Annotated in this window: 22 protein-coding genes and 2 pseudogenes; 13 read left to right on the top strand and 11 right to left on the bottom strand. The window is 38.4% G+C overall.

The genetic code is table 11. From position 1 onward, the window contains the following. Positions 1-1,277, bottom strand: a 1,277-nt coding sequence (locus BN52_RS01355) for a gluconokinase (RefSeq protein ID WP_040473287.1), incomplete at its 3' end; no start/stop codon positions are given. A gap of 294 nt (positions 1,278-1,571) precedes the next feature. On the opposite strand from BN52_RS01355, the gene BN52_RS01350 reads away from it, so the two are divergent. The 5 genes from BN52_RS01350 to BN52_RS01330 all read left to right on the top strand — a co-directional run bounded on the left by BN52_RS01350 (position 1,572) and on the right by BN52_RS01330 (position 7,614). Then, complete coding sequence (locus tag BN52_RS01350; protein ID WP_008472272.1) at positions 1,572-2,666, top strand: BMP family lipoprotein; 1,095 nt, start codon at positions 1,572-1,574, stop codon at positions 2,664-2,666. Positions 2,667-2,819: 153 nt separating this feature from the next. After that, on the top strand, positions 2,820-3,911 hold the full coding sequence (locus BN52_RS01345; protein WP_008472271.1) for a BMP family lipoprotein: 1,092 nt from the start codon (positions 2,820-2,822) through the stop codon (positions 3,909-3,911). A 94-nt stretch (positions 3,912-4,005) separates the two neighbouring features. Beyond that, entirely contained in the window at positions 4,006-5,550 is a 1,545-nt protein-coding gene (locus BN52_RS01340; RefSeq protein WP_008472269.1) for an ABC transporter ATP-binding protein, read from the top strand. Next, positions 5,543-6,661: an ABC transporter permease gene (locus tag BN52_RS01335; RefSeq protein ID WP_008472268.1), complete on the top strand. Its 1,119-nt coding sequence runs from the start codon at positions 5,543-5,545 to the stop codon at positions 6,659-6,661. Before BN52_RS01340 ends, BN52_RS01335 begins: the two co-directional genes overlap by 8 nt. Further along, a complete protein-coding gene (locus BN52_RS01330) occupies positions 6,658-7,614 on the top strand; it encodes an ABC transporter permease (RefSeq protein ID WP_008472267.1) in 957 nt (318 codons plus the stop codon). The genes BN52_RS01335 and BN52_RS01330 overlap by 4 nt, the downstream gene beginning before the upstream one ends. A 56-nt stretch (positions 7,615-7,670) precedes the next feature. Here BN52_RS01330 and BN52_RS01325 read toward each other — a convergent pair whose 3' ends face one another. Then, positions 7,671-9,122 (bottom strand): vinyl phenol reductase, encoded by a 1,452-nt coding sequence (locus tag BN52_RS01325; RefSeq protein WP_008472266.1) that lies wholly within the window; start codon positions 9,120-9,122, stop codon positions 7,671-7,673. A gap of 274 nt (positions 9,123-9,396) precedes the next feature. Here BN52_RS01325 and BN52_RS01320 point away from each other — a divergent pair, with 274 nt between their 5' ends. From BN52_RS01320 to BN52_RS01300, 5 genes are all read left to right on the top strand, one after another. Next, the gene (locus BN52_RS01320; protein WP_008472265.1) at positions 9,397-10,065 is read left to right on the top strand and encodes an IS607 family transposase; all 669 of its coding nucleotides are present in this window, start codon (positions 9,397-9,399) and stop codon (positions 10,063-10,065) included. Further along, positions 10,007-11,161 carry an RNA-guided endonuclease InsQ/TnpB family protein gene (locus BN52_RS01315; protein WP_040473286.1) on the top strand — a complete coding sequence of 385 codons (1,155 nt, stop codon included), beginning with the start codon at positions 10,007-10,009 and terminating at the stop codon, positions 11,159-11,161. Before BN52_RS01320 ends, BN52_RS01315 begins: the two co-directional genes overlap by 59 nt. A 205-nt stretch (positions 11,162-11,366) precedes the next feature. After that, the gene (locus BN52_RS01310) at positions 11,367-11,693 is read left to right on the top strand and encodes a putative quinol monooxygenase (protein ID WP_008472262.1); all 327 of its coding nucleotides are present in this window, start codon (positions 11,367-11,369) and stop codon (positions 11,691-11,693) included. Positions 11,694-11,820: 127 nt separating this feature from the next. Further along, complete coding sequence (locus BN52_RS01305) at positions 11,821-13,581, top strand: hypothetical protein (protein ID WP_008472261.1); 1,761 nt, start codon at positions 11,821-11,823, stop codon at positions 13,579-13,581. Positions 13,582-13,740: 159 nt separating this feature from the next. After that, the gene (locus BN52_RS01300; protein WP_008472260.1) at positions 13,741-15,069 is read left to right on the top strand and encodes an MFS transporter; all 1,329 of its coding nucleotides are present in this window, start codon (positions 13,741-13,743) and stop codon (positions 15,067-15,069) included. Positions 15,070-15,116: 47 nt separating this feature from the next. Here the strand turns inward: BN52_RS01300 and BN52_RS01295 are convergent, their stop codons facing one another. From BN52_RS01295 to BN52_RS01260, 8 genes and pseudogenes are all read right to left on the bottom strand, one after another. Then, a complete protein-coding gene (locus BN52_RS01295; protein ID WP_008472259.1) occupies positions 15,117-15,812 on the bottom strand; it encodes a DUF4097 family beta strand repeat-containing protein in 696 nt (231 codons plus the stop codon). A 130-nt stretch (positions 15,813-15,942) separates the two neighbouring features. After that, the gene (locus BN52_RS01290; RefSeq protein ID WP_040473285.1) at positions 15,943-16,428 is read right to left on the bottom strand and encodes a nitroreductase family protein; all 486 of its coding nucleotides are present in this window, start codon (positions 16,426-16,428) and stop codon (positions 15,943-15,945) included. Positions 16,429-16,500: 72 nt separating this feature from the next. Continuing rightward, positions 16,501-17,061 carry a DNA-3-methyladenine glycosylase I gene (locus tag BN52_RS01285; RefSeq protein ID WP_008472257.1) on the bottom strand — a complete coding sequence of 187 codons (561 nt, stop codon included), beginning with the start codon at positions 17,059-17,061 and terminating at the stop codon, positions 16,501-16,503. A gap of 20 nt (positions 17,062-17,081) precedes the next feature. Continuing rightward, entirely contained in the window at positions 17,082-17,570 is a 489-nt protein-coding gene (locus BN52_RS01280; protein WP_008472255.1) for a Fic family protein, read from the bottom strand. Positions 17,571-17,928: 358 nt separating this feature from the next. Continuing rightward, a pseudogene (locus tag BN52_RS01275) lies at positions 17,929-18,787 on the bottom strand (IS982 family transposase). A gap of 77 nt (positions 18,788-18,864) precedes the next feature. Beyond that, a complete protein-coding gene (locus BN52_RS01270; protein ID WP_008472250.1) occupies positions 18,865-19,437 on the bottom strand; it encodes a Gfo/Idh/MocA family protein in 573 nt (190 codons plus the stop codon). Between the two features lie 177 nt (positions 19,438-19,614). Continuing rightward, positions 19,615-21,042, bottom strand: coding sequence for a hypothetical protein (locus BN52_RS01265; RefSeq protein WP_008472249.1), 1,428 nt, complete (start codon positions 21,040-21,042; stop codon positions 19,615-19,617). A gap of 202 nt (positions 21,043-21,244) precedes the next feature. Then, positions 21,245-22,093: pseudogene (locus BN52_RS01260) on the bottom strand (glycoside hydrolase family 1 protein); the annotation flags it as partial. Between BN52_RS01260 and BN52_RS09575 the strand changes: the two are divergent. Continuing rightward, positions 22,037-22,360: an NAD(P)-dependent oxidoreductase gene (locus BN52_RS09575; RefSeq protein WP_162260490.1), complete on the top strand. Its 324-nt coding sequence runs from the start codon at positions 22,037-22,039 to the stop codon at positions 22,358-22,360. The pseudogene BN52_RS01260 and the gene BN52_RS09575 sit on opposite strands and share 57 nt — an antisense overlap. Beyond that, complete coding sequence (locus BN52_RS10030; protein WP_008472245.1) at positions 22,348-22,521, top strand: Protein of unknown function; 174 nt, start codon at positions 22,348-22,350, stop codon at positions 22,519-22,521. Before BN52_RS09575 ends, BN52_RS10030 begins: the two co-directional genes overlap by 13 nt. Positions 22,522-22,600: 79 nt before the next feature. Here BN52_RS10030 and BN52_RS10025 read toward each other — a convergent pair whose 3' ends face one another. After that, positions 22,601-22,756: a hypothetical protein gene (locus tag BN52_RS10025; RefSeq protein ID WP_008472244.1), complete on the bottom strand. Its 156-nt coding sequence runs from the start codon at positions 22,754-22,756 to the stop codon at positions 22,601-22,603. Between the two features lie 112 nt (positions 22,757-22,868). On the opposite strand from BN52_RS10025, the gene BN52_RS09685 reads away from it, so the two are divergent. Then, positions 22,869-23,344 (top strand): transposase (locus BN52_RS09685; protein ID WP_277812860.1); only part of this gene is annotated, 476 nt, incomplete at its 3' end.

Raw genomic sequence — 23,344 nt, 5'->3', positions numbered from 1 at the left:
GCTGCATAAGCCAGCATGGCAGCGCCTGTGGCTGAACTATCTGCTTGGCTAGCAACTTTTACAGGCAAGCCAATAATATCTGCTAACATTTGGGGCAATCCGTTTAAGCGACATACTCCACCACTCAAGTTAATCTGATATGGTTTAGGCAATATTTTTACCAACAAATCATAGTTACTTCTGATATTGAATAACATCCCCTCTACAACGCCTCGTATCATCTCACTTTGAGTAATATTTGCTGATAAGCCTAACATTTTACCCGTTACGTTCGCATCCCATAACGGCGCACGTTCGCCGTATAAATATGGATAAAAACGGACACCATCTGCTCCTATTAAAGCTTCAGTTAACGAATCTCCGATTTGTTCATAAGATACATTCCAGATTTTTTGCCACCAAGCTAAGATATTGCCTCCGTTATTGGATGGAGCGCCCATAACCCATTGCTTATTGTCCAAACGATAAGTGAAGAGACAATTTTGCGGATCGAGTGCCAAATGATCAATCGCTCCTCGTACTGCTGCTGAGGTTCCGATGGTGATGGAAAAACTATGATCACTCTCTTCTTGAGCTAAATTGCTTAAAGTGCCGTCTGAGGCTCCAATTACAAGCTGTTTAATATTTAGACCTAATTCTTTAAGCAATTTTTTATTGACAATCGGAAAAATCGTTTTTGTTGCAACAATCCTTGGCAATCGATCATTGCTAAGGCCTAATTCATTCATGGCATCTCGATTCCAATGCATCGATTGACAATCCAACAAGCCAAAGCTACCAGCACATGCATAATCAGTTACGTATTCTCCAGTAAACTTACTCATTAAGAAGCTTTTTAAATCAAGCCATTTTTCAGCTTTCTCGTATAATGGTTTATTTTCGGCTTTTAGCCATGCTAGTTTAACCAATGGGATCATTGGATGTAACGGAACGCCAGAAGCCAAAGCAAATGCTTTTAAGTTTTCTGTTGCATATCTCGCAGATCTAGTATCTGCCCATGTAAATAACGGACTTATAGCTTTATTTTGATTAATTGCCAACAAACTGTGCATTGCCGTTGAAAAGCAAAGCGTCGCTTCTTCATCAACTGCTCCCGCAACTTCAGATAGTCCTTTTTTTATCGCCTGCCAAATTAATTCCGGATCTTCTTCTGCTTGCCCAGGTGCTCGAGAAATTAAATGATAGCCATTCTCAGCCTTAGCCCTAACCTTTCCCATTTGATCAACAACTAACACCTTACTATTAGTTGTTCCTACATCGACCGCAATCATCAACATCTTTCTTACCTCATTATTTATTTTCAAGTCTACTTTAGCAGTCATCAGCCAATAAAGTAAATGCTAAATAAAGTATTCTGTGATACTTTAAATCACTATATATAGTATCTGATCTAAATTTTTTAAAAAATATTTTCAAAATCACTATTTTTCCCATGACCACAAGCTTAAACAATAAATGATTTTTTTCACAATGCGCATTCAACCGTACATGATATTGTGGTGTGGCTTTGACACCAACACAAAATATTGTTATTATCCATTCTGTTAATTTTTTTGGAAGGATATGTTTCTATGAAGTTTAATTTGAAAAAAGCAATCTCTATTACTGGTATTGCCTTGGCAGTCGGTTTAACTTTAACTGCTTGTTCTGGTAAAACCCAAGGTGGAAGTGGCAATAAAGCTGGCGATGCCAAGCACTCAGTCGCTTTAATCACCGATGGCAATGGGGTTAACGATCACTCCTTTAACCAATCAGCTTGGAATGGATTCCTTGCCTATGGTAAAGAACATAATTTAAGCCGTGGTAAAAATGGTTACCAATATTTCCAAACTGGCGGTCCTTCAGAATTCGTGCCTAACATTGATCAAGCTGCAAATGCTGGTTACCAAACTATTTTTGGTATCGGCTATCAATTAAAAGATGCAATCTCAACTGCAGCCAAGAAATATCCTAAGAAGAACTTCGCCATTGTCGATGATATCATCAAAGGTCAAAAGAATGTGGTTTCTGCTAACTTCCGTAGTGAGCAAGCCTCTTATCTAGCCGGTGTAGTTGCAGCCGAATCGACTAAGACTGGCGTAGTTGGTTTTATTGGTGGTGCGCATGGCGACATCGTTGATTTATTCGATGCCGGTTTTACTCAAGGAGTTCAAGATACCACTAAAAAGCTTCACAAGAAAGTTACAATCTTGAATCAATACATTGGTAACTTTAATAGTTCAGACAAGGCAAAATCAATTGCTCAATCAATGTATGCCAAAAATGCCGATATTATCTTCCACGCTGCTGGTGGTGCCGGCGACGGTTTATTCCAAGAAGCTAAAGCCATCAACCAAACTCGTCCAGCTAACAAAAAGGTTTGGGTAATCGGAGTTGACGTTGATCAATCGATGCTCGGTAACTACACTGCAAAAGGTGGTCAAAAGTCTAACTTTGTTTTGACTTCTGTAATTACTGGTGTCAATGTCGCTACTAAGCAAATCTCTGATTTAGCATATGAGGGTAAATTCCCTGGTGGCAAGAACCTGATCTTCGGCTTAAAGAACGATGGTGTCTCAATAACTCGCGGTCAAATCTCTGCTTCTGCTTGGAAAGCCTCACGTATCGCCCGTAGCGAGATTTTGGCAAACAAAATTTCTGTAGCGATCCATCCTAAGAGCAAATAGTTAACTATAAGTCCTTTTTTTTCGAAAATTGTACGTATTGAAAACGGTACACGTAAATTTTTTAATAAAATAAGATGTTTTAAATTGACTAAATACAAATAAATTGTTAATATCATCTTAGAATCGTTCGTATAATTTTTTTCGGAGGAAAAAATGAATTCAAAGTTTAAGAAGATTTGCTCATTCGGTTTAGTATTAGCAGCTGTTGGTCTTACCTTAACTGCTTGTTCAGGCAAAAAGCAAGGAGGTAGTGGCAACAAAGCTAGTGACACTAAGCACTCAATCGCTTTGATCACTGACTCAAACGGTGTTGACGACCACTCCTTCAACCAAGCTGCTTGGTCTGGTTTTAAAGCTTATGGTGAAGAACACGGTTTGAAGCGTGGTAAAGGTGGTTACCAATACTTCCAATCTAACTCAGCTAGCGACTACACCCCTAACTTTAACCAAGCTGCTAGCGCTGGTTACCAAACCATTTACGGTGTTGGTTACATGTTAGCCGACTCTGTTAAGGCTGCTGCTAAGAAGAACCCTAACAAAAACTTCGTAATCATCGACAGTGTTGTTCCAGGTATGAAGAACGTTGTTTCTGCAACTTTTGAAAGTAATCAAGCTTCATACTTAGGTGGTTTAGCTGCTGCTCTTACCACTAAAACTAACAATGTCGGTTTCATTGGTGGTGCTAAGTCATCAATCATCGACCTCTTTGAAGCCGGCTTTAAGCAAGGTGTAGCTGCAGGAGCAAAGATGTTGCACAAGAAGATTACTGTTCAAACTCAATACATCGGTAACTTCACTTCAACTGATAAGGCAAAATCAATTGCTCAATCAATGTATGCTAACAAAGCCGACATCATCTACCAAGCAGCTGGTTCTGCAGGTAACGGTGTTTTCCAAGAAGCCAAAGACTACAACCAACTTCGTCCTGTAAGCCAAAAAGTTTGGGTTATCGGGGTTGATGTTGATCAATCAAACTTGGGTAAATACACTGCTAAAGGTGGCGAAAAGTCAAACTTTACTTTGACTTCAGTTCTTAAAGGACTTGACGTTGCAACTAAGTCAATCGCTGACGATGCATACAAGGGCAAATTCCCTGGTGGTAAGCACCTTGTATACAGCTTGAAGGGCAACGGTGTATCAATTACCCGTGGCAATCTTTCTTCCAAGACTTGGTCAGAAGTTCAAAAAGCTAAAGACCAAATTATCTCCGGCAAGATCAAGGTTGCCACAACTCCTTCAAAATAACCCCCTATATATTTGTCCATATACAAATATCTCTTTAATCATCTATTCGGGCTGGGACATATATCCCAGCCTATTTTGTAAAGAAGAATTTATTATGAATGAACCAACAAAGAACATTATCGAAATGAAAGAGATCGTTAAGGATTTTAACGGTTTCAAAGCCAACAACGGCATCAGCTTAACGCTAAAGCAAGGTGAAATCTTGGCTTTATTAGGTGAAAACGGTGCGGGCAAATCAACTTTAATGAGTATTCTTTCTGGCCTGCTTGAACCAACTAGTGGCGAAATTTTGGTTAAGGGAGAAAATGTCAAAATCGACAACCCTATTCGCGCAAAAGACTTGGGAATCGGGATGGTTCACCAACACTTCATGCTAGCTAATGCCTTTACAGTATTAGAAAACATCATTCTTGGGCATGAACCAACTAAAGGAATGATGCTTGATCTTAAGAAATCAAAAGAACAAATTATTGAACTTTCCAAGCATTACGGTTTAGCCGTTAATCCCGATGCTAAAATTTCAGATATCACGGTAGCACAGCAACAAAGAGTGGAAATTTTGAAGGTGCTTTACCGTGGAGCTGATATTTTAATTTTTGATGAACCAACGGCGGTATTAACTCCTCAAGAAATTACGGAATTTATTAAGATCTTGAAAGGCTTAGCTCAAGAAGGCAAATCGATCATTTTGATTACCCACAAACTTGAAGAAATTAAAGCCGTTGCTAATCGCGTAACTGTTATTCGTGCTGGTAAAAGCGTTGGTACGTTTAACGTTAATGAAGTTACTGATGAAAAGCTTGCTGAATTAATGGTAGGTCGCCATGTTCAAATGACGCTATCTAAACCAGAAGCCGAAGTTGGCAATACCATTTTAAAAGTAGAAAACCTCGAAGTTGCTGCCAGCAGAGGTAACTTAGCTATTAAAGGCTTATCTTTTGATATTAAAGGCGGCGAGATTCTGGGAATTGCCGGAATTGATGGCAACGGTCAAGATGAGCTAGTTGAAGCTCTTACCGGTTTGCGCTCAGTTAAATCTGGTCAAATTGCAATTAAGGGTCAGAACGTTGCGAGTAAAAAAACGCGTGAGATCACTGAACTTGGCGTTAGTTCAATTCCAGCTGACCGACAAAAATATGGCTTGATCCTTCCCCTTTCACTTTCTGACAACTTAGCTTTGCAAACATACTACCAAGAACCATATTCCAAACACGGTATTATGAATTTTGGCAAAATTCAAGAACATGCGAAAGCACTGATTAAAAAATTTGATGTCAGAACTAGTAGCATTAACTTAGCTGCTGGCGAACTTTCTGGTGGTAACCAACAAAAATTAATTATTGCGCGTGAACTTGATCGCAATAGCGACTTGATCATTGCATTCCAGCCTACGAGAGGATTAGACGTTGGTGCGATCGAATATATCCATAAGCAACTCTTACAAGAGCGAGCTAATGGTAAAGCTATTCTTTTAGTTTCATATGAATTAAGCGAAATTATGCAACTATCAGATCGTATTCTCGTGCTTCATGACGGTCAAAAATCAGGTGAAGTTAAACCAGAAACCACTACTGAAACTGAACTTGGCTTGTTGATGACCGGTAGTAAAACTGTAAAAGAAGGTGTCGCTCGTGATTAAAGTAAGTGCAAAAACAAAACAAATTTTAGTACCGATCATTTCCGTTATAGCTGGCTTCTTAGTTGGAGCTATCATCATGTTGATTTGGTCATATAATCCATTCGAAGGCTATGCTTCTATGTTTGATAGTGCCCTAGGCAATATGAACGGAATCGGTGAAACTATTCGTGAAGCTACGCCTTTGATCTTCACCGCAATTGGATTTTCTATTGCTTCAACGGCTGGTTTTTTCAATATTGGTTTACCCGGACAGGCTCAAGCAGGTTGGTTAAGTTCCGTATGGTTTGTCTTAGCTAATCCCCATATGCCTAAAGTAATCCTATTACCCCTAGCAATTGTGATTGGTGCAGTTGCTGGAGCAATTATTGCTGGTATTGCTGGTTTTCTAAGAGCTTATTTTGGTACAAACGAAGTTATTACTACAATCATGCTTAACTATATTGTGCTTTACTCAAGCCAATACCTGATGCAACAAGTAATGTCGGCTAAGTTGCGAGTCGACACTGATACTACCAAAGCAGTTTCACCTAACGGAAGCTTGCATTTAGATTGGTTAAGCAACATGTTTGGCGGTGCCAGAATCAATGCCGGAATTTTCCTAGCCATTATCGCAACGATTATCTTCTGGTTCATCATGAAGAAAACTACAACTGGTTTTGAAATCAAAGCTGTTGGACTTAATCCTTTTGCCAGTCGCTACGCAGGAATGTCTGATAAAAAGAACATTATCACTTCGATGCTGTTGTCTGGTGCTTTTGCTGGTTTAGGTGGTGTAGTTCAAGGTTTAGGAACTTATCAAAATTACTTTACACAAACAGCCAGTGTTGACATAGGTTGGGACGGTTTATCCGTTGCTTTGTTAGGTGGCGGTACGGCATTAGGAATTTTGATTGCATCAATTTTGTTCTCAATTTTAAAAATTGGTGGTTTGGGAATGCAGACTGTGGCCGGTATTCCTTATGAAATCGTTTCCATCGTAATTGCTGCAATCATTTTCTTCATCGCAATTTCTTATGTAATTGGTTTACTTTTTAAAGATAAGAAAACACCAATCAAAGTCAAGGAAACTGAAAGTTCTCAAATAGATAAGGAAGGGGCTCAGGCGAAATGAATCTCCAAACAATGCTCTCGTTGATCGTTTCATCAACCTTAGTTTATTCTGCACCATTGATTTTTACGGCACTAGGCGGTGTCTTCAGTGAAAATTCCGGGATCGTTAACGTTGGTCTAGAAGGAATTATGACCATGGGCGCCTTCTCATCTGTTGTCTTCAACTTAACTTTTGCTTCTAGCCTTGGACGTTTAACGCCATGGTTAGGGGCCTTAGTTGGCGGAATCGTTGGTTTATTATTTTCATTGCTACATGCTGTTGCAACCATCAATTTCCGCGCAGACCACGTGATCAGTGGAACTGTGTTAAACTTGATGGCTCCACCACTAGGAGTGTTCTTAATTAAAGCTCTTTATGACAAGGGTCAAACTGAAAACATTAGCGCTAACTTTGGTTACTACAGTTTTCCAGGTTTAGCCAAGATTCCAGTTATTGGACCAATCTTTTTTGCCAACACTTCGGCTCCAGCTTGGTGCGGAATTGTGCTAGCAATTGTTTTATGGTGGGTACTTTACAAAACTCGTTTTGGCTTACAATTGCGTTCTTCAGGTGAAAATCCTCAAGCTGCCGACACCTTAGGTGTTAATGTTTACAAGATGCGCTATGCTGGCGTGCTTATGTCAGGCTTCTTAGGAGGTTTAGGTGGCGCTATTTTTGCCGAAGCGATCTCAGGTAACTTCTCCGTTTCTACGATCGTTGGACAAGGATTTATGGCCTTAGCAGCCGTGATTTTTGGTAAATGGAATCCAATTGGAGCAATGCTTTCATCCCTCTTCTTCGGTTTTGCCCAAAGTTTGAGTATTATTGGTAACCAATTGCCAGGTATTTCACATATTCCTTCAGTTTATATGCAAGTTGCACCATATGTTATTACCATCGTGGTATTGGTTGCCTTCTTTGGAAAGTCAACTGCACCTGCAGCTGATGGAGTTAACTACATCAAGAGTAAATAAGTTAATATCAAAAAATGGTTCAGTCATTTATCTCGACTGAACCATTTTTTCATGGCTTATTTTGAAATTTTATTGGCTACTTGTTGAACAGCGTTACGTCCACTATAAACGCAGTACCCTGCTTCTGATCCTGGTACACTAACGCCATAAGTATCGCCAACTAAAACACCTGAAGCATCTGAACCAACGGCATATAAGCCTTCAATCGACAATCCTGCTTCATTTAGCACTTGGTTGGCACGATTAATTCTTAACCCACCCATAGTACAATAAGCACCAACACCTAATTCAAAGGCATAGAATGGCCCTTGTTTTACAGCAGTTAAAAAGTTATCGGGTTTTTCAAAGTCTTGATCTTGCTTTTGCTTACAAAATTCATTGTAGCGATGAACCGTAGCTAATAATTGTGGTTGGTGCAATTTTTCTGCTAATTCTTCAATTGAATCAGCTTTTGTCAAAAATTGCATTTTTTGAGCTTCACAATCAGCAATTATGTCCTTTAAATGCTCTAATCTTGTTCGATCTGACAATGGTTTTAAAGTTCGGGGTAGCTTTTCATCAGCAAATTTATCAATAATTCCTTGATCTAAAATCGCATAGACTTTTTCTTGTTGAATAATGGCATTCCCTGCATGAGACCAGATTCGGAAAACCGACTCATCAACAAAGCGCTCCCCAATTTCATTTACCCAAAGTGGAGCCATCTCACAAGCAGCTAAGCCCAAATCATTTTTCCAGAATTTATAAGCAGGTTGACTAGATTCTTTGACTTGCCCACCAAACATCATCGCCATGCCTAAACGATACTTTTTAGCACCAACTTTCCATGCCAACCCAAGTCCTGAGCCATCACTTTTACCTGAATTCATTGGCACAATGCGATTAGCGTTAGCAGTCGAATATTTTTCTAAAAGCTGTTGATTATTTAAATAACCTCCACTGGCTAGAATAACCGCTTTAGTTTGAAGAGTTGCAACTTCCTTACTTTCGTAATCTTGAACTGTAACTTCTGAAATTGCATCAGCATTCAAGCTTAATCCCATAGCCTTGCACGATGTAACATATTCAACCCCAAATTTTTTGGCTGTTGGTTCTAGCCCTTCATGAATAGCATGTTTTCCTAAACCAGCAAACATGTGCCAAGTGTCCATTCCCACACCCAAAGTTGCAACTTGCGTAAAGTCAACGCCCATTTCTTGCATCCAGTCTACATTTTCACTGGAATTAGCTAAATAATCTTTCCAAATTTGGGTATTGGCTTCATAATGTGAAAATTCCAATTCATGTTGTAAGATTTCTTCTTTAGTTAACTTAATTCCTTGTTCTTTTTGCATCTTACTCCCAACTGCAAAAATTCCTTCGACGTAATTTCCTGAGCCACCAGTCGTTCTGCCTTGTTCGACAACCAGAGCCTTTAAACCTAGTTGACCAGCTTGAGCTGCTGCTACTTGGCCAGACAAGCCGGAGCCAACAATTACTACGTCATAATTTGTTTTCTTAGGTAACATTTATTATCCTCGATTTCTGTTTTAAATTGGACTATATTAATTTTATCACTCATAAAAGCGCTAACATAATACCTGTGACATAATTAATTATTATTCCTACGGATCATTTTTTACTATTGGTAATACCCGCAAAAATCAGCGATAATAAAATCGTCAACTATGATAAACATTATGGAGATGATTAGCAGTTAACAAAAATATCTAATTATATGGAATAAAATAGAATAACAAGCTATAATTAAATCATAGAAAGAAAAAATGTAGGTGATTTATTATGGCGATGTTGAAGCCAAAAGAAATGGCTGAAAGATTAGGCGTTACAGTTAAAACTTTACAAATTTGGGATACTAAAGGAATTCTAAAAGCCCATCGATCTCCCACCAATCGAAGATACTACACGGAGGAACAATATCTAGAATATATCGGTCAACCAGCAAGCAATATTCGCAAGAATATTGCCTATGCCAGAGTATCGACTCACGGTCAAAAAGGCGACTTAAAAAATCAAATTGATTTTATTAGGCAATACGCTAATGCCAAAGGCATTATTCTTGACGAAGCAATTACTGATATTGGAAGCGCACTGAATTATAACCGCAAGAAATGGAATAAGCTTCTGGAAGAAGTAATGGACAATCAAATCGATACAATTTTCATTACTTATAAAGATAGGTTTATTCGCTTTGGCTATGATTGGTTTGAAAGATTATGTAAGGTGCACAATACAAAAATCGTAGTGCTAAACAACATTGAAACCAGCCCCTCTCAAGAATTGGTAGACGACCTAGTAAGTATTGTCCACGTGTTTTCTTGTCGCTTGTATGGTTTGCGCAAATACAAAAGCAAATTAAAAGCAGACGAGTCTCTAAAAGGCGGTGAAAAAGATGATTCGGGTTCAGAAGGTCAGGCTTTATCCAAACAAGGCCATGAAGAAGGTTCTTGATAAGCTATGCGACTATCGTAGATATTGCTGGAATCAAGGATTGGCTTTATGGAACGATATGTATGACGTTTCGCTGATTCTAAACGATAAAAGGCTGAAGCCTAGCGAACGTAAAGTTCGAGATGAATTAGTCGCTAACAAGGAAGATTGGCAATACCAGCTGTCTGCTCGCTGCTTGCAGCTAGCTGTTTCTGATTTGGGCAAAGCTTGGAGCAATTTTTTTAATAAATCAATTCCAGATTGGGGAAAGCCCAAATTTAAGTCCAAAAAAGCTCCTAGACAGGGCTTCAAAACCGATCGAGCCAAAATAGTAAACGGCAAGCTAAGGCTTGATAAGCCACAGGGCATTACCGAGTGGTTTGACATTAAGTTTAAAGGCGCTAAGAGTCTAGAAGGCGATTTAAAAGTTGTTTCAATCTATCGAGAAAACAGCCAGTACTGGGCTTGTCTGCCTTTTGAAGTTGAAATAGCTAAGAAAGCTAAGACCGGCAATAAAACGGCGATTGATGTTAACGTTGGTCATTTCAACTATACCAAAGGCAAAGTCAATACCCTGCCTGATCATTTAAAGAAACTCTATAAACGTATCAAGCATTATCAACGTCAATTAGCTAAAAAGCGTGTCGTCAACGGAAGACAAGCGGCCACATCGAATAATTATGTTAAAACGAGAGCCAAGTTGCAGCGTTATTATCGTAAGGCAGTCAATATCCAGCACGACTTGATCCAGAAGTTTACGACTCAATTGGTCGATGACTGCGACAAGATTGCGATTGAAGATCTAGACGTTAAGTCCATGCAGATGACACACGTAGCTTCTAAAGGCTTGCAGAGATCCTTGTTTGGCTATTTCAGACAGGTCTTGGCCTATAAGTGCAGCTGGTATGGCAAGGAGCTGATTTTAGCAGATCGGCTTTACCCAAGCACTCAAAGATACGCAAATTGCGGCTATATCAAAAAGGGCGGTGAAAAAGTTGGGTTGATGGGCAATATCAAACATGGCACTAAACACAATGAATACGTGTGCTATGAATGTGGCTATCAAGCAGATAGAGACGAGAATGCCGTAGCCAATCTTTTGGCACTGATTGAATAGACAAAAAGAATAAATCAATGGGGTGGGCTACACCCTTAAGCTATCAGAGCCAGTCAATGTCGTTACCCCCCCTAGTTGGGATAAGGGAATACTGGTGATGACGGTAGTAAATAAAATTATGGAAAGGAAATATATTCTTTCTGATAATGTAGAAAAAGATACATATCAATCTACATTATTCTACATTTTATATAGCAGGGAAAACATGATTACAGTAAACTTATACTATACTGGTAAAAATGGTGCTACCGATAAATTTGCTCATGAAATGGAAACCAGTGGCTTAGCCGATAAAATTCGTGCAGAAGCAGGTAATTTAAAATATGAATACTTCAAGCCGCTTTCAGATCCAGAAACAATTTTATTAATCGATTCTTGGACTGATCAAGCAGCTATTGATCGTCACCATGCGACACCTATGATGGACGAATTAGCTAAGCTCAGAGAAAAATATGACTTACATATGCGAGCTGAACGTTACATTGATGATGGTGATCTCCCTGATAAAGATCAAGCATTTTTACGAAAATAGTTTTTAATCTTATAAATTTGACCAATTTCGTTTTTTTGAAATTTGGTCTTTTTTCTTTTCTTGCTAGCTGTCATCACTTTCCTATATAATTTAAGAAAAAGATTAGTAAATTTTATAGGAGGTTTTTATGATTCACGTATTAGCCAGTTATTTAGCATTTCCCTTGATACTATTTGCTATTAACTGTTTTTATATGCGCCATGATCGAAAAGCTTTATGGCGACGTACAATAAGTATCATTATTTTGCTACTACTGGGATTTACATACGTCTACTTCTTCCTGCCTTCACGTAATTTACTCAGTATTATTGGTAGCAATTTCATTTGGACGATCATTTATCTATTATTAGACGGATTAGTATCTATTAGAGGGCTACTGACTGAAAAACTGAAATTCAAACTAAATGGCAGACATAGTAAAGAACCTAGTCCAGAACCGGCTAAACAAAAACGACTAGCCCCTAAATGGATTGCTTTAGTGCTATTGCTTCTTGCCCTAGTGAGTGTAGGTGGACAAGTATATTCCTTTATGTCAGTTAAGCCAACTTGGAATTCAATTCAGAAAAAATTCTCCAAAAGTACCCAAGCCCCTACTTTCAAAAAGGGAGAAACGCCAATTGCTTTAGCCCCTAAAACCGTCATTAACCGCGTTAAAAAGGCCTCTAGTGACATCCCTAACAGCCAATACTTTTCGATTTCCAAAAATGTTCAGGCACAATTTTATCAAGGCAAACCTGTCTATGTTATTCCAATTGAATACAACGGCTTTTTCGAAATGCTCAAGGCTGGAGAAATTCCGGGATACTTCATTATCGATGCTACCAAACAAAATGCTACGCCTCATTTTGTAAAAATGCCTTATAAATACGCTACAAGTGCTTACTTTAATACCGACGCAGAACGGCAAATCTATCGTCACGCTGCCAACTGGTTAAGCCTTGACGACCCACAACTAGAAATCAACGACGAAGGTAAACCGTTCTGGGTTGAAACAATCTATAAATCAGAGTTTCTTAGCCACCGTGTTAATTACCAAAAATTATACGTTGCGGTAATGGATGCGCAAACGGGAGAAGTTAAAAAATATCCTTTAACCAACCTGCCTAAGTTTATTGACGAAGGCATCACCACCGGTATTGCTAACCAAATCAATTGGGACTTCGGTATTTACCGCTATGGTTTTTGGAATCGCTACTTCGGCAAAACTGGCGTGATGAAGCCAACGGGCAATGGGGTTGAAAACGGCGTTACTTCAGTTTTCAATGAAAATGGTACGATTAGCTACTTCAGTGATTTTACTACTGATAAAACCGGCTCTGATTCAGCGCTTGGTTATTCAATGATTAATGCACGAACTGGTCAACTTACCTTCTATACCGCTAACAATATTATGGATTCCACTGGTGCTAAAAACAATGCCGATCAAGACTACAAAGCCCAGCAATGGAAGGCCAACATGCCAATCTTATACAATATTAATGGTCGCTCAACTTGGGTCATGACCATCCTTGACTCCACAAGTGCCATTCGTGGATATTATTATCTTGACGCATCAAACCAGAGCATCTATGGCAATGGCACCAATCCCAATTCAGCACTCGAACGTTTCCGTCAAGCTTTAGTTAATAGTGGTGCGGTAGCGCAAAACACTCCAGGAAGCAAATGGCAAAAACGTTCCGGTATAGTTGATCGGGTGGCGATTTTAGCTGATTCGCACCGCGTGATGTTCACCTTGAAGGGTAACAAGACGATCTATACCATCAACACCGATGATTTTACAAGTGCTAACCTTCTACGAACAGGTGACAAGGTTGCCTTTAAAGCCAACGAAGTTGATGGTCAAAGCATTGGTAATATTAGTAGCTTCACTAATAAAAACTTGCAATAACTAATAAACACTGGAACTTTTCCGGCGTTTTTCTTTACATTAATATATTGTGTAAAAATCACAATCTTTGACAGATCCTGTATAGTCTTGTTATCATAATAATATTATTATTCAATTATTTAGGAGGGATTTTGCGTCTAATTTTCCTGTTAGACCGTTATGTCAGTTAACAATACAACTATTAGCCAACCGCAAAAAAACTATAAGAAAGCACCCTTTTCAGCCGTGCACCGTAAAGTATATTTGGAAATTGTTCTTGGCCAAATCACTTGTGGTTTTGGTTTAGGAATCAGTGGCATTGCAATGAATCGTGCCAGTCAATTCATAACAATTGATAACTTTTGGACCGGATTAATCGGTGCTGCCAGTTTGCTTGGATTATTTGGAAGCCTTTGGATGGGAAGACTTGGCGATAAGATCGGACGAAAGCGTCTTTTACTAATAAACATGTATTTATTTACCTTGCTTTCTTGTCTCCATTTATTTGTTCAATCTTGGCCAGGAGTCTTTGTTCTTAGATTGTTACTAGGGTTAATGATGGCCATTGACTACACTGTAGGCAATGCCTTACTAGTTGAATGGTTACCTGACGGAGAAGGCAGTAAACGACAAGGAAATCTCTTGATTTATTGGACTTTAGGATTCATTGCTTCATATTTAGTAGGAACTTATTTCCCTAACGTAGGCAAGAACACCTGGCAATATTTGCTGGCTTTTCCAGGAATCTTAAGTCTAGTTACTGCTCTAACGCGTTCTTTTTTACATATCCCTGCCTCCCCTACGTGGCTTGCTAGTCAAGGAAAGGTAAAGACTGCTCACAAAGTTATTCGTCGCCACCTTGGTAAAAAATGGGGCCTCCCAAAGAAATTGCGTAAGGTCAAAAAGCCAAACGACGTTGGTTACACAACTCTATTTAGCAAAAAATATCTTCGCAATACAATCGTTGGTGGTGTTTTCTATGCTACGCAAAGTTTTTCATTTTTCGGTATTAGTATCTTTTTACCTATCTTGATGACAAGCATGAAAATAACCAGCGGCACGGTTTCGGGAATAATCTACTATGGTGGTATGGTTATCGGCGTAATACTAGGAAACCTGGTCTTTAACCGCATGGATAGACGACCATTTTTAATCAGTACGTTTTTGAGTGCTACACTATTAATCATGGCTTTAGCAGCTTTACCCAATGCATCTAGTCTGATTAAACTTACGTTGTTTACCCTTTTTGCGATTATCCTTTCAATGCAATTGATTCTCGATTATCCTTATACAAGCGAATTATTTGACGTTAAAATTCGTGCCACAGGTGTAGGTAATAGTATCGCCGTTAGTCGAATCGGAGCTGCTGGAGGAACATTTTTACTGCCAATTTTAACTAATATTGGTGGTGCAAGTTTAGCTATGTGGGTCTGTGGTATTGTGCTACTGATCGGCTTATTGACTTGTCTTTTCTTAGCTCCTGAAACCAATCCTAAGAACCTAAAATAATGTGCAAAATGAAAAAACCTAGTTCATCATTGAGCTAGGTTTTTTTGTTAACGATAATTATTATCGCCTGAAGCAGTTTCCATAACTAATCTATTAGAAAAGTTTTCGTCTTCAGGCCTACTAAAAATATGACTATCGCCACTTGCAGTTGAATATCTAATCTTGCCAAATGGTGTTTTCAAAACAGTGTTATCACCACTTGCGGTTGAAAGCAAAGCTTCATTTGTAACTTCACAGCGCCGAAGTTCATTATCACCACTTGCAAGTTCTGAAGCCAGATTCTCAAACGTCGAATCATAAATCTCACTATCGCCACTCGAAGCTTTTACTCGCGCATTGACTAAATGACAACCTGAAATTTCTACATCTCCACTCGAAGCACGAAGCGTAAGATCTTCTGCAGCAATATTAGTAATCTGAACATCCCCACTAGTTAATTTAAGATAAATATCGCCTAACTTGGTTCCTTTTGGCACCTCAACTTCTAAAGCGGTTGAGTCACTAGCGTTAAAGGAAATTATCATAAAGTGAGATTTAGATTTTGGTTGCTCCAAAACTAAAGTATCATTTGCAATTTTAACTTGTGGTTCGTATTCTTCAGGACCAACATACTTTGCTTCAAATTTTTCACCTGCAAAAATTCTTAAGTTAGGTGATGTGAGATGAACCTCCAAGTTTGTAAAGCTTTCAGTGGTTAAGACTTTTTCAACAGGATCTACCTTTTTACCATCGATGATCAGCATTTTTTCTACCTCCACGCAATTCTTTTTTATTTAAATCTAATTTTACTACTACTTTTTGTAAAAAAGCGAAGGAATTACTAAGAGGTAATTAATAAAAGCTAAGCGGTCAATTTTGCTTCTTAAACATCAATTATAGGTTTTCAACTTGGTAGCGATCGGTGCGATCAGGAGTAGCAGGTTCTTCAGCTGGCACACCAACAGGTACAACAACTGACACATTGTAGCCAGACTTTAAGTGCAACAACTCTTGTGCTTTTTCACTCTTATTCAAGGCCATTGCTCCACCTAAAATATAAACGCTACCTAAGCCAAGCTCTTTGGCTTCGATCATCAAATTTTCTGCTGCACAAGAAGCATCCCGATCAGCAAAAGGACTATCAGTTTTGGTAGCTACAACAAATAACGCAGGTGCACCATAAAAAGCTCCATCGGCAAGTTTCTCAAGTTCAGCTCTCAAGGCCTTGCTAGTAACTAGTTTTAACTCCATAACATCAAATTGTCCCATACCGGCTGGGGTTGCTTGAAAGGCTGCAACCAGTTTCTGCAATTGTTCACTTGTCAAACTTTGATCTTGATATTTTCTAACTGCTGTTCTTGTTAATACTGCATCTGTTATTTCTAATTCCTCGATTCTGATTATTAACTGTATAAGTCCATTATAGACTTTTTTGCAATTGCGGAAAGCGCTTTATTCGAATTGACAAGTGTCAATATGATCGTTGATGATTCCAACAGCTTGTAAAAACGAATATAGCGCTACTGGGCCTAGAAATTTGAACCCCATTTTTTTGAATCGCTTAGCAAGTTTCTGGGAATTTTCATCTTGACTTGGTACATCACGATCTGTTTTAGGATGGTGCATAATAACTTCAGGAAACTCGGTCTGTAAAAGCTGGGATAAACTAGATCCTGCTTGATGCATTTTACTAATTACACGAGCATTATTGATTGCTGCTTCAATTTTCATTTTATTGCGAACAATACCAGCATCAGCTAGCAAGCGATGAAGATCAGCCTGATCAAATAAAGCTACTTTTTCCGGATCAAACTCTGCAAACGCCTTGCGAAAATTGGCTCTTTTATTCAAGATAATGCGCCAAGATAACCCAGATTGAAAACTTTCAAGTACTAGCATTTCGTACAAATAATTCTCTCGTAAATCTAATTTGCCCCATTCTTGGTCATGATATTGTTGATAAAAATCGTCTTTTGATCCAGCCCAAGCACAACGAATTTTTGGATTCTCCATGTTTCTGCTTCCCTTCAGCTTCAATTTTTCGCTTTCATCAAATCAATACCCTGGATACCGTTTTCGTATGTCCAGTATTTTACTTCCGCCATATCGTTGGAATGGTAATAATCGCTAATTTTTCTTAAAAAAGTTGGATATTTATCAGCTTGAACGGCGATTAAGCCAGCGCCATTATCGATCATAAATTTATTAGCTAGCAGTGTAGCCGATCGTTTATTGCCGTCCCAGAAAATCTGTTGACGCATGTTATGGAACATCAGAGTCAATGCCTTATCAGTTGTTGAACGATTGCTAGCAGGTAATTCATTCAAAAATTCTGTTTCTTTGTCCGCATCAATTATTTCTGGAGGAATGTAATCGCCATTATAAGTAGAAAAAAATCCTTGCCCTGTTCTTAATTCACCTGGAAAGAAAGCATCGTCGCGAGCAACAATTCTATTAATATTCTTTGCTGTTTCAAGCGATATGAATTCATGATAGTTATGCCACCAACGCTTCAGCTGCACTGTCGTATTAATATCATCGATTGATACGCCATCTACACCCAGACCTAAAACAATCGTTTCTGTTTGTGGATGTGTTATGGTAAGTCCTTCAAATCAGGTATTTGCAAAAACTAATCTAGCCAAGTTTGATTTAGCAAAGCGCCGATTTTGATCTGGAGTAAATTTGTATTTATCTGGAAATTCCATTGTTACAGCTCACACTTGGTAAAAATAAACCTTTAACGTTAATTTTTATACTCATCAAGCTATTTTTGACTTCTAGCTTTTTCATAATAACATTGTAACTAATCATTTTAAAATTCATATTCTCACTTGTTTTTCTAGTATTGTTGCTTTAATTTTACCAGTACGCGTGGTGCTAGTTAAATCGTTCTAGACAATAAGCTAAATTATAAGCTAATATAGCTATTTCTAATCTGGCTTGAAATCCCGTCAGACTGCGTGCTCGATTGTTTTCGGCATTATAGTACGTTAAAAGTGAAAAATCACTTTCTATTGTTCTACGTACGGCCATTAACTGATGATTGTTATGCTCTTTTGCACCTTTCATATTTTTACGATATGGTGTCCAGAGTTCATAACCCATTTGCCTTAGTTGATTATGTAGTTGCTTACCTAAATATCCTTCATCACCTAGCAGGTAATGATTAGTCGGGTGAGTATTCTCCATTAGTTCAACTGTTTCTTTTGCATCATGAACTGATGCTTTAGTTACTGCATAATTAAAGAATATAACCATCAGCACTGACAATCGCATGAACTTTAAAGCCATAATAAAAAATTTTCTTAGTAGCTTTGTAGCCAATATCGGCATAATCTCGAAAAATTTTAGCTCGATAGTTTCTAATAGGTTGGCAGACTGGAACTGGAAAACTATCAATAATTAATAATTGATCACTTAAATTAATTTTTTGATTCAACTCTTGACGAATTTGATAAACTAGCTTCAAAAGCTGACGTGATCGTCTATTAAAACGAGAATGAGATATGCAACCAAAACATTCACAGAATCTTCTTTGAGATTCAATACCAGTTTTAGCTTGCCAAATAAGCAAAGCTAAGATTAGACTGTCAGAAGTTTTAAGTTGATTAACATTTCTACGATGTTTAAATTCATCGGGAGCATACAAACGATACCAATGACTACAGATTTTAGTTAAATCTTTGAAAGAAACTTGTAAGTGATGAGAAAAACGCTTAAGCTTAGGATAGTTCAATCAGATCAGACTCTTTTCTTTTTGAATATTACACTTTGAGTCTAATCCGATTGGACTTTTTTATTAACTAAAACGATTTAACTCGCACCACGCATATTATAAATATTTAGATCCATCAAGGCACCGCCACCTTTTTTGAGATCAAAAACAGGTAAAACTTTTCCTTCTTTGAAGGCATCATAGCGATGTGAATATTGTGAATAATTCATCGAAACAATCTTGACCGCTCCTAAGTCTGCCAACTCATCCTTTAACGCTTGATAGTTGCTCAAGTATTGGTTGGTAATTGCTTCAACTAAGACTAAATGCTTTTCTTCTGCTAGCTGACGCAATTCTTTAAATTCTTGATACTTAACGGTAAATGGCTTTTCACAAATGACATTTTTTCCTGCAAACAAGGCCTTTTTAGCAAATAAATAGTGCAAGAAGTTAGGTACAGCCACATATACTGTATCAGCGCTAGTCCTAGCTAAAGCTTCATCATAATCAGTGTAGACTTGTTTAATTCCATAATCAGCTTGATATTTCTGCATTTGAGCTAGATCGCTCTCAACCCCAGCAATTCCAACTAATTCTAAGTTTTCAATGTCCTTAGCAATTGGCAAAAAGTCACTCACAATAAAGCCAGCACCAGCAATTAATAATTTCATGAGTTTATTTCCTTTCTTATTCTCAACTTAATTTCTATCTATGCTTTTATTATTGAGAAAAAGAAACATCCCTTTACAGAGGATGAAATTCAAATCATCAATTGTAGATACCATTATAAAAAGTAAAAAACTTGAGCATATCATTTTAGTTTAATTGCTCAAGTTTTTATTCTAAAATCAATACCCTGCTGGGGTAACATTTACCGTTATATTCTTAACTTCAGACCAAGGACCTGCTTGTGAGCCATGATAGGCACGAACCTTGAGCTCATAAACATCCCCTTTAGTAAATTTCAAATCTTTGCCAGCATCCAAACTTGGCGTAATTTCTTCCCAATTGCTCTTCACCATGTAGTAGTGCCATTTTGCGCCTTTCAAATGGTAGCCAACTTCATAGCTGTCAGCATCTGCAATCTTGTCCCATTTCACGGAAATATATGGCTCATCGCTACCATTATCGTCGTAATAGCTAGTAGTCAAAACTGGCGCAGATAAGCCGGTCGAATTATTGCTTGAAGCGTAATAAGTATACTTGATAGGTTCAGAATTATCGCCAAAGTATTGTCCATTTACCCCACGAACTGCAATGTAGTAGGTATTGCCATTGATCAATTGATTCTTTGGAATTATCTGCGTCAAGTCAGCTGGATAACTATAACGGCCGTTGCTATTGCGAGTAAGTGCCTTATTAACTGGGTAAGTGAAGTCAAAATTATAAATATCTATCTTAGTATCTGGCTTTTGATAGCTGTATAAAGCATAACTAGTAGCATTAGCTACCTTGCTGTAGGTCACTTTCAAGCCTTCATCTACCGGCGTAATATCCGTAATTGTTGGCGTATTAGGAATAACCTGACTAGCATCCGCATCTTCGCTAGATAAACTGAAACTATAACGACCGCGACCAGGGGAAAATTCAATTACATAAGTCCCCTTAGCCAAATACCAAGAATGCTTCTTGTTAGTCGTTAGACCAATCATTTTCCAAGATTCTGGGCTAATACTATAGTTAGTTACCGGTTCAATTGAAATCTCAGACTTGCTATAGATGTTGCCATCATCTGGATAATAGATCGGCATGGCTGAATAATTTAGCGTTACCTTTTGAGGCTTATCGATGGTAAACTGATATAATTTTTGCCCAGATAGATGATACTTTTTGAAAATATCATCAAAGGATCTGACTGTCTGACCCATCTTGATATCAGTTGGAATTCGCTTAGGAGCAGATTTAGTTTCAACTGTATAGTCAGCTAAAGAATTTACTAATTTGGTCAACTTAGTGTAGTTGATTTTGATCGGAGTGTATTTCTTAGCTGAAGTAGTTAGCTTATAATTTCCTGCACGCAAGTAGAAAGTCTTGGTTTTCCTATTCGAACCAGCATATGGAATAGCTTCCCAGTCGAGTGTGTTGGTAATTTCATATTTAGCTGACGTATTAACCGTTATTCGGCCCGCCGACTTCAGGTGAATGCGGTACTGGCCCTTGCGAATATAGCTTGTCCCGTAATTAGATAAGGTTGTCGCAGCTTGAGCTGGCTGGCTAATTGCTAAAGCAGAAGAAGCCGCAACAGCTGCTAGTAGTAGATTTAGTTTATGATTCATTGATCTTACCTTCCTTCTATTATTTATAATTTTACACTGAATAAGTAACCGTAGAATTACAAATTGACGAAAATATTGTATCTATTTGTGAATAGAAAAAATGTAGAACCTGCGATATATATCCGTATCGTAAGATCCTGCATTTTACAATCTAGAGGAGTATAAGTAAAAAAGTTGAGGAAAATCTAAAATAATTATCTGGCTAATCGCTTAAATCTTCACCATTTGAAGCGATCACCTTCTTGTACCAATAGAAAGAATCTTTTGGCATTCTAGCAAGATTGCCTTCGCCATGATCATCGCGATCAACATAGATGAAGCCATAACGCTTAGACATTTGACCAGTACCTGCAGATACTAAATCAATGCATCCCCAGGTAGTGTAAGCCATCAAGTCAACGCCATTTTCAATTGCCTTCTTCATCGCTTCAATATGTTTGCGCAAGTAGTCGATTCGGTATGGGTCATGAATCTTGCCATCTTCGCTGATTTGATCAACAGCACCCAAACCGTTTTCAACAACCATCATTGGCAAATGATATCTGTCATACATAACTTCAAGATAATATTGCAAACCTTCTGGATCAGTTGACCAGCCCCATTCAGAATATTCAAGAAATGGATTCTTTTGACCAGCTGCGAAGTTGCCTTGAACTTGATTGTCATCTTCGTGAATCGTCACAATATTTGATTGGTAATAAGAGAAAGTGTACATGTCGACTGTACCTTCCTTAAGATCCTTCAAATCTTGCTCATTAATATCAAGCTCTACATGGTGTGGATCCCATAGACGGTGAGCATAAGTTGGGTATTCACCCTTGCATTGAACATCTCCGCAGTAGAAAGTTTGCTTCTCCATTGCATAACGATTAGCCAAAATATCCTTTGGGTCTGGGGTACCAGGGTAGTCAGTAATACCGCAGATCATGCAGCCAACCACATTGCTTGGGTCAATTTCATGCGCAACTTTAACTGCGCGAGCTGAAGCGACGAATTGGTAGTACAACTTTTGGTAAGCTCTTTGAATATCATCATCAGTTGCCTTGCCACCGCTCCAGATCATGCTGAACTACAAATCGAAGTAGCAAAGAAGTTAGTCGCAGTTGCTAGAAAATCTTCTGCCCGGCTAATTTTTATCCTTGGTGCAGGTAGTCTTCACACTGGCAATGATCACCATCTTTTTGTCGAAGATATCGCTAAATTACCAGATTCAGGTGCCTGGATCAACATCCTTAAGCAACAATTAGCAGAACTTGAATTTTACAAACTGTGTCTGATGTTGACTGGCTGGGAATTTCTCCATCAATGTCCTTTGTAGCTGGCAAGGCTGCTGAACACTATGTAATTGGTGGAAACGACCTTCTGTTCAACCAAGATGGCAAATCTGAAGTTACCGCCGGTACAATGGCACAAGTAGTGGTTAACGAAATTATTAATTCCAAGCATCATCAAGAAAGAATTACCGTCGTTGATGCATAAAAAATGCAGGATTTGCGATACGTGGCGTATCATTTATCCTGCATTTTAATGTCTGTTACTTTTTCTTATTGGTCTGCGATTAATACATTTTTATTCTCTTAACGCCCAATGGTTCAAATTCCTTAAAGACTTCCAGCAATTTTTTTACAACCTTATCAGCCATAGGTCCTTCTACAATACTATTTACTCGATCCTTAAATTCCGCAAAAGTAATGTATTGATCCTTATCTACCAAGGTAAAAAAGATATTATCTACGCGTGGTGCTAGTTAAATCATTTTAACAAAAAAGTCCAATTGGATTAGACTCGAGTTGGTAAAAATATTAATAGAAAAGAGTCTGATCTAATTGAACCATTTCAAGCTTAATCGTTTTTCTCGACTGAATGCAATCTGTCGTTCCTTGTATAAGCTTTATGCTCCCGACGAATTGAAGCATCGCAGAAACGTCGATCAGGTCAAGCTTTCCGACAGCTCTATTCTGGCATTGCTTATTTGGCAGGCAGAAATTGGAATCGAATCTCAGAGAAGATTCTGTAGTTTTTTCGTCGGCTTGTCTCATTCTCGCTTCAATCGCCGGGCAAGAATGCTTTTGCCCTTGATTCGCTGCATTCGTCAGGCTTGGAATCAGGAAGTAAATACAACTGGAGAGCTTTTGATTATTGACATTCCCGTTCCGCTTTGCCAGCCTGTTCGCAATTATCGCGTCAAAATCTTTCGCGGGATAGCCGATATTGGCTATAAGGCCACGAAGAAAATCTACTATTACGGCTTCAAGGTCCATGCAATAGTAAGCGACGATGGCTATCTGCTCGACTATGCAGT

The organism is Lactobacillus gigeriorum DSM 23908 = CRBIP 24.85, assembly GCF_000296855.1.
Taxonomy (GTDB): domain Bacteria; phylum Bacillota; class Bacilli; order Lactobacillales; family Lactobacillaceae; genus Lactobacillus; species Lactobacillus gigeriorum.
This window is presented reverse-complemented; position numbering and strand designations above follow the sequence as displayed.

What these genes read in the sequence shown, in the direction of transcription:
- BN52_RS01305 (WP_008472261.1), top strand. Translation starts at nt 11,821, where the DNA reads ATGATTCACGTATTAGCCAGTTATTTAGCATTTCCCTTGATACTATTT.
- BN52_RS01300 (WP_008472260.1), top strand. Translation starts at nt 13,741, where the DNA reads ATGTCAGTTAACAATACAACTATTAGCCAACCGCAAAAAAACTATAAG.
- BN52_RS01270 (WP_008472250.1), bottom strand. Translation starts at nt 19,437, where the DNA reads ATGAAATTATTAATTGCTGGTGCTGGCTTTATTGTGAGTGACTTTTTG.
- BN52_RS01310 (WP_008472262.1), top strand. Translation starts at nt 11,367, where the DNA reads ATGATTACAGTAAACTTATACTATACTGGTAAAAATGGTGCTACCGAT.
- BN52_RS01320 (WP_008472265.1), top strand. Translation starts at nt 9,397, where the DNA reads ATGGCGATGTTGAAGCCAAAAGAAATGGCTGAAAGATTAGGCGTTACA.
- BN52_RS01315 (WP_040473286.1), top strand. Translation starts at nt 10,007, where the DNA reads ATGATTCGGGTTCAGAAGGTCAGGCTTTATCCAAACAAGGCCATGAAG.
- BN52_RS01265 (WP_008472249.1), bottom strand. Translation starts at nt 21,042, where the DNA reads ATGAATCATAAACTAAATCTACTACTAGCAGCTGTTGCGGCTTCTTCT.
- BN52_RS01340 (WP_008472269.1), top strand. Translation starts at nt 4,006, where the DNA reads ATGAATGAACCAACAAAGAACATTATCGAAATGAAAGAGATCGTTAAG.
- BN52_RS01295 (WP_008472259.1), bottom strand. Translation starts at nt 15,812, where the DNA reads ATGCTGATCATCGATGGTAAAAAGGTAGATCCTGTTGAAAAAGTCTTA.
- BN52_RS01330 (WP_008472267.1), top strand. Translation starts at nt 6,658, where the DNA reads ATGAATCTCCAAACAATGCTCTCGTTGATCGTTTCATCAACCTTAGTT.
- BN52_RS01345 (WP_008472271.1), top strand. Translation starts at nt 2,820, where the DNA reads ATGAATTCAAAGTTTAAGAAGATTTGCTCATTCGGTTTAGTATTAGCA.
- BN52_RS01285 (WP_008472257.1), bottom strand. Translation starts at nt 17,061, where the DNA reads ATGGAGAATCCAAAAATTCGTTGTGCTTGGGCTGGATCAAAAGACGAT.
- BN52_RS10030 (WP_008472245.1), top strand. Translation starts at nt 22,348, where the DNA reads ATGTCCTTTGTAGCTGGCAAGGCTGCTGAACACTATGTAATTGGTGGA.
- BN52_RS01350 (WP_008472272.1), top strand. Translation starts at nt 1,572, where the DNA reads ATGAAGTTTAATTTGAAAAAAGCAATCTCTATTACTGGTATTGCCTTG.
- BN52_RS01325 (WP_008472266.1), bottom strand. Translation starts at nt 9,122, where the DNA reads ATGTTACCTAAGAAAACAAATTATGACGTAGTAATTGTTGGCTCCGGC.